Here is a 5,180-nt window from a genome sequence, read left to right as displayed (position 1 = left end):
GTGCGACGGAAGCGGCGCAGGATGCCGTGGCGGTCAGTGCCATTGCTGACAAGTTTGGCAATGTAGACCAGGCGATTTCTGAAGCCACTGAACAGGCCGATCGCGCCACTATCATGGCCGATGAAGCCAAAGGCCATTCCCAAAGCGCAGACGCGGCCAATACCAGTGCGGTAAACGCCAAAGAAGAAGCCAAAACCGCCGCTAATGAAGCTAAAGCTGCAAGAGATGAAGCTGTAGCTATAGTACATAACGATGAAGGTAGTGTTGTACCCACTGCTGGCTCATATCCTGTAGCCGATGCTAAAGGTCATCTGGATATTGGCTGGACGCCGTTGCTTCAGGCTATGTATCCGTATTCTGGAGTGATTGGGAGTGTTGATAAAGAGGATTTGTTTAACTTTTATTACGAAGGTGGAGGATTAACTTCAAATAAGTTCGAGTTTAAGGACGAGATCTCATTCAACATAAACGGCAGGCTCGTTACTTTTGGTAGGTGGCGAAAGGTCACATTATCAGAAGCAGAGAGTACGGCTGATAGAGCTATAGCTTTTGATGATGTGTTTATAGACTGGAATGGTAATTTTTATTCTCATAGAAGTATTACGCCACACCGAACCAATACAGGCTATGACAGGGATGCTATCGCTACTGAGCATGGCTATACCAAGGTGCAGACTGGTTTGTATAAGACTGGTGACACTTATGCTTTGTTGTTGGGTAGGGTAGCTAGAAGGAACCAAGGGGCTTATCACCCGGTGTTTAATCCAGAAGGGAGTACTTCTTATGTCGATGTTAGTGAAACTTGGGCAGGCGGTGATTGGCACAGTACAGTGGCTGCAGGAGCGATAAATTCCACATTGGACTGCTTCAAGTTTGTTACAAGTATTGAGGGAAATGCTGGTAAACCTTGGGGGCTTGGAGGATCTATACAGGCCGAAGCGCAGAGTACTAAGTACGTTAGTAACCCAGACAGAAAACCCTACGACGCTATCTACGCAGACGACTTCACTCCTCTCTATTACTCAGCTAAGAACGTAGTAGACCGGCAGGCATTGCTGTTCGATAGCTTTAATAGAGCTATAGCTGGTGAGACGTTTAGTGGTGCTGAGGGGACATACAAATATTTTGAATTAGATTCAGCAGACGCAGGCGGAGATCGAGATTCTGTTATTTGGTTAAACTCAAATTTACCTAAAACATTCAGAGCAGGAGTTCCTGTATTTGGTAAGAGTATTGATGGATCAATAACATTTTTAGGTATTTCCCTTTACCACGAAACAAGTGGTGGTACGAGAATAAAACTAGATAGGTCAGTAACTAGAGAAGGCAATAAATACGTAGTATTTGCGCTTTCAAACCCAGCCCGCCCCCAATTCCTGATGGTAGACATCATTGGTTCACTCGATGCTATGCCTGATGAGTGGAAGACTCACGGTATTCCGGGTAATTGGCTCAGTGTAGGTGAAGAAGGTGAGAGTCTGATACCAGATGGAACCAGTAAGAATTATAAGCTGAGTAGGAAGTGTCTGAAGTGTTATCAGGCTCTGAAAACAAGAGACAAAGGAACTACTTGGGTTGATGCAACAGGGGTAACTAAACCTAATTTCGAGTCTGCGGCAAATTCTCATGCTGGAGCAATCGGTACTGAAGAATGTTACATGATCTTCTACCGAACCAGTGCTAATCCTTTTGAGTTGGCTGATAATTCGGTTGTAACTTGCCTGACTAATACCGCACTGGCGGCCAATACTTTTTACGCAAAACCTAGCGTTTTGAATAGCTGGCTGTCCGGGAAAATACCAACAGAATCAACAAGTACTAGATATAGCAGTCTGTCCCTTAAATATGCAGGCATTATAGATAATCAAAAATTGTCTTCAGCCGGTCACGTAGTCCCTATAACGCATGACCCTATTACATTACCTATAGGTTCACCATTTACCAAAATAGGTAGCTATCTTACAGGAAATTATATGCAGTGTTTTTACAAAGAGGTAAAACACAACGGAGAATCGTGGGGAGACGACAACAAGTTCAACATCGTAGACAAACAATCCACAGTGACAGATCTGAACGGTGAGACTGTGATTGTTGGTCAGAAGAGGGTAGAACTTCCCTATCACTCTGATGGAGTACAATACTGATGGATCTGTCTTTATTCTATGCCTATGACGAAGAAGGGAACCAAGTAGAGCTACAGAGACCTGAGACTAAGTCTTGGTCTGATGTAGTTCAGTGTGTTAATCACCATAAGGGAACCAATGATAAGGTAGTTAATCTCTTTATTGGTATGTACCTACTGGGTATTGATTGGGACTGGTTCGAGTCTTACAAGGACTGGCTCAAAGAGTGCAAGAAGGTGAGGGCATACAATGATGCTCTGGTTCCCAATGAGGAGGGAGAATACCCAGATCCTATGCCTGAACCAGTAATGGTAGAACAACCTGAGTTACTTACTGTTGAGGATGTCAGGCATAGGGAATACACGATGTTTAGGCAGGCTGCCTATGGTACTTCTGCAGAACAGTTTCATGATGTATTTGATGAGGTAGATCACGGTGCAGCTCAACGGGAGGCGGTAAAGAACCAGCTGAAAAACGCTTTGGCAGAAGATCCTTTTGCCAAACTGCTGCCCAACCTTGACCAGGGCTCAACAGTCTTTTAACTGACCACCGGCCACTGTCCACCGGCCACCGAAAGTGACCCCCGCCGAAAAAGAAGCCTACGCCAACGCCGACGATACCCGGGTGATGCTCTATACCCTGGAGCTGATGCACCCGCAGTTTACCCAGCCGCTGCGCATTGTCGCCGACAACGACCCGTTGACCGCCGAGATTGAGACCGGCGACACGGTGGAGTTCACGCCGTTCTTTTTCAGCATCAAGCGCCCGCCGATCAGTGAAGAGCCGGACCCGTCGCTGCAGATCACCGTGGATAACGTCAGTGGTTTTATGACGCCGTACCTGGACATTGCCAGCCGCTCCGGTGACAGCATCCATGTGGTGTTCAGGCCCTACCTGGTGGACGAGGGCGACGACAGCATTACCCGGTTGTCCAGCATTAAACTAGCGATCCGCAATGCCAGTGCCACGATGACCAGCGTGACGCTGACGGCGGCGCACATCAATCCGGCCAATCTGCCGTTTCCGAAAGAGAACTACACCAGTGACCGGTTTCCGGGGTTAGCATAAATTATGTTTGCTTGTTCGCCTATGCAAAAATCAGTAGGCCATAAGCAAAAAATAATCCGCCAGACTGGCAACTTTTTTTACTCTGGCTATAACGACAACTGTCGTTAAAATCCATATCAGGATAAAAACCCACTGGGTTTGCAACGTGAACATCAGCAACTACATCGGCCGACCCTGGATCAATGACCAGCAGGACTGCTGGACACTGGTGCGCGATATCTACCGGGACCATTTGCAGATTGATTTGCCCGCCATCGCCATTGATGCCGACAACTTGCGCCAGGTGGTAAAAGCCTTTGAAGATGACAAGAACTTGTCACCCTGGCAGCCAATCCCAACACCGGAGCATTTGTGCCTGGTGTTTTTTACGCCGGGGCACCACCGCGCCACCCATTGCGGGCTGTGGCTGGATGTTATGGGCGGGCGGTTTTTGCATTGTCACCGCCAGGCGGGTGTGGTGTTTGAGGACCGGGTGACGCTGGAGCAGAATGGGTGGTGTTGTCCACGGTTCTATCGTCATTCGCAGGTCAGGTCGCCGTTAGCCCAGCGGCGATAGACAATAGATTCTTGTTGTAAATGCTCCTGCCAGCGGTAATAAACAGTAACAACAGAACTGTCTATTGATTTTTCTTTAATAGAGATATAAGTCATTGGCTTTGGTTGACCAACGGTAGGAACAATATTAACAGTAAATTGGCCTTCATTAATGTCAGTATAAAGTTCTGCATCAACTGCAATAGGTTTCAGCCATCGTGATTCCATCCCTCCACATTTAGTGAAAGCATTTTTAAAATTTCTATAAATTTGTTGATAACCAGTATTTACCGTAAATTGGTCTTTGTAATCAATTTTTTTTAACGCATCTACATTGTCTGGCCCCGCAGCACAACCTGTTAATACGATAGAAGCAGCCAGAATGAACTTTTTCATAATCATCACCACGGTATAAAATGAACGGCGATAGTATCACACAGACGCCAGCCGTCTATTGGTTGAATAATCCATTTGACTTGTCTGACGTCAGTAAATACTCGTTAAATAAATCACTGACCATACGCCAGTGGCTGGCAGAAAATGGAGGTAATAAACGACTTAATTATTTGCCCACTGTATGCGTGTACAACGGCAGCGAGCTGCTGCGGGCAGAGTATGACCAGCTGATTGATGGACCAGTCTGTTTTGTCACGCTACCTACCGGTGGCGACAGCGGTTCTAATCCATTGGCAGCTATTGCCATGATTGCCATGTCGGTGTTTGTACCTGGCATGGTGGCTGGCTGGGGCGGTATGTTTGCTACTAAAACAGGCTTAACTTTTGTTGGTTCTATGGCCAGCGCAGGCATTATGATGGGCGGTGCCATGCTCATCAGCGCCGTGTTCCCGCCACCGGGCCTGCCCAACAGCGCCACACCGTCCACCGGATCGCCCACCTACTCACTGGGAACCCAGGGCAACGCCGCCCGCCTCGGCTCACCGATTCCGGTCAACTATGGCCGCATGCGCATTTACCCTGACTTTGCCGCCAAACCCTATTCAGAATACGAAGCCAATGAACAGTACCTCTATCAACTGTTCTGCATTGGCCAGGGTGAAAACCGGATATCCAGTATTCGCCTGGAAGACACACCAATTGAGAACTTTGCCGAAGTCACCACCGAAATCATCCCGCCACTGGGCAAGGTGACGCTGTTTCACACCGCCGTGGTCACGGCTGCCGAAGCGGGCGGTCAGTAGATGTCTGAACCGATTACCCTGGGACCGTACCTATTGAACGCGGTGGAGACCGAAATCAGCCGCATTGCCGTGGACGTGGTGTTTCCCGGCGGGTTGATGGGCGTCAACGAAGACAACGGCGATGAGTACAGCGTCGGCGTCAGCTTGCAGATTGGCGCCGAGTTGGTGGACGACAATGGCAATCCCACCGGCGGTGGCGTGACGGTGTTCAATGGCACCATCAGCGACTGCACCCGCACCGCCATTCGCCGCACCC

At 48.4% G+C, this 5,180-nt stretch carries 7 protein-coding genes; 6 read left to right on the top strand and 1 reads right to left on the bottom strand.

Going from position 1 to position 5,180, the window contains the following annotated elements; translation table 11 throughout:
- The 4 genes from KDK14_RS07135 to KDK14_RS07120 form a co-directional block, all read left to right on the top strand.
- A partial coding sequence (locus KDK14_RS07135) for a hypothetical protein (RefSeq protein ID WP_257264360.1) occupies window positions 1-2,144 on the top strand: 2,144 nt, incomplete at its 5' end.
- Window positions 2,144-2,665, top strand: coding sequence for a hypothetical protein (locus KDK14_RS07130; RefSeq protein ID WP_257264359.1), 522 nt, complete (start codon window positions 2,144-2,146; stop codon window positions 2,663-2,665). The genes KDK14_RS07135 and KDK14_RS07130, both read left to right, overlap by 1 nt.
- A gap of 34 nt (window positions 2,666-2,699) precedes the next feature.
- Window positions 2,700-3,191: a DUF1833 domain-containing protein gene (locus KDK14_RS07125; RefSeq protein ID WP_257264357.1), complete on the top strand. Its 492-nt coding sequence runs from the start codon at window positions 2,700-2,702 to the stop codon at window positions 3,189-3,191.
- Between the two features lie 145 nt (window positions 3,192-3,336).
- Window positions 3,337-3,747 carry an NlpC/P60 family protein gene (locus KDK14_RS07120; RefSeq protein WP_257264356.1) on the top strand — a complete coding sequence of 137 codons (411 nt, stop codon included), beginning with the start codon at window positions 3,337-3,339 and terminating at the stop codon, window positions 3,745-3,747.
- Here KDK14_RS07120 and KDK14_RS07115 read toward each other — a convergent pair.
- Entirely contained in the window at window positions 3,708-4,121 is a 414-nt protein-coding gene (locus KDK14_RS07115) for a hypothetical protein (protein WP_257264354.1), read from the bottom strand. The genes KDK14_RS07120 and KDK14_RS07115 overlap by 40 nt on opposite strands.
- 20 nt (window positions 4,122-4,141) lie before the next feature.
- On the opposite strand from KDK14_RS07115, the gene KDK14_RS07110 reads away from it, so the two are divergent.
- Together KDK14_RS07110 and KDK14_RS07105 are read left to right on the top strand one after the other, a co-directional pair.
- Window positions 4,142-4,924: a hypothetical protein gene (locus KDK14_RS07110; RefSeq protein WP_257264352.1), complete on the top strand. Its 783-nt coding sequence runs from the start codon at window positions 4,142-4,144 to the stop codon at window positions 4,922-4,924.
- A gap of 33 nt (window positions 4,925-4,957) precedes the next feature.
- On the top strand, window positions 4,958-5,180 hold a 223-nt coding region (locus KDK14_RS07105; protein WP_257264350.1), incomplete at its 3' end, for a hypothetical protein.

Origin of the sequence: Endozoicomonas sp. ONNA2 (assembly GCF_024606365.1) — a bacterium.
In the GTDB taxonomy this organism is placed as follows: Bacteria; Pseudomonadota; Gammaproteobacteria; order Pseudomonadales; family Endozoicomonadaceae; genus Endozoicomonas.
The sequence above is the reverse complement of the archived record's forward strand: the minus strand, read 5'-3'. Positions and strand labels throughout refer to the sequence as shown.

Bases quoted from the DNA above. Each gene is read 5' to 3' on its own strand.
- KDK14_RS07115 (WP_257264354.1), bottom strand. From the start codon at position 4,121: ATGAAAAAGTTCATTCTGGCTGCTTCTATCGTATTAACAGGTTGTGCT.
- KDK14_RS07130 (WP_257264359.1), top strand. From the start codon at position 2,144: ATGGATCTGTCTTTATTCTATGCCTATGACGAAGAAGGGAACCAAGTA.
- KDK14_RS07110 (WP_257264352.1), top strand. From the start codon at position 4,142: ATGAACGGCGATAGTATCACACAGACGCCAGCCGTCTATTGGTTGAAT.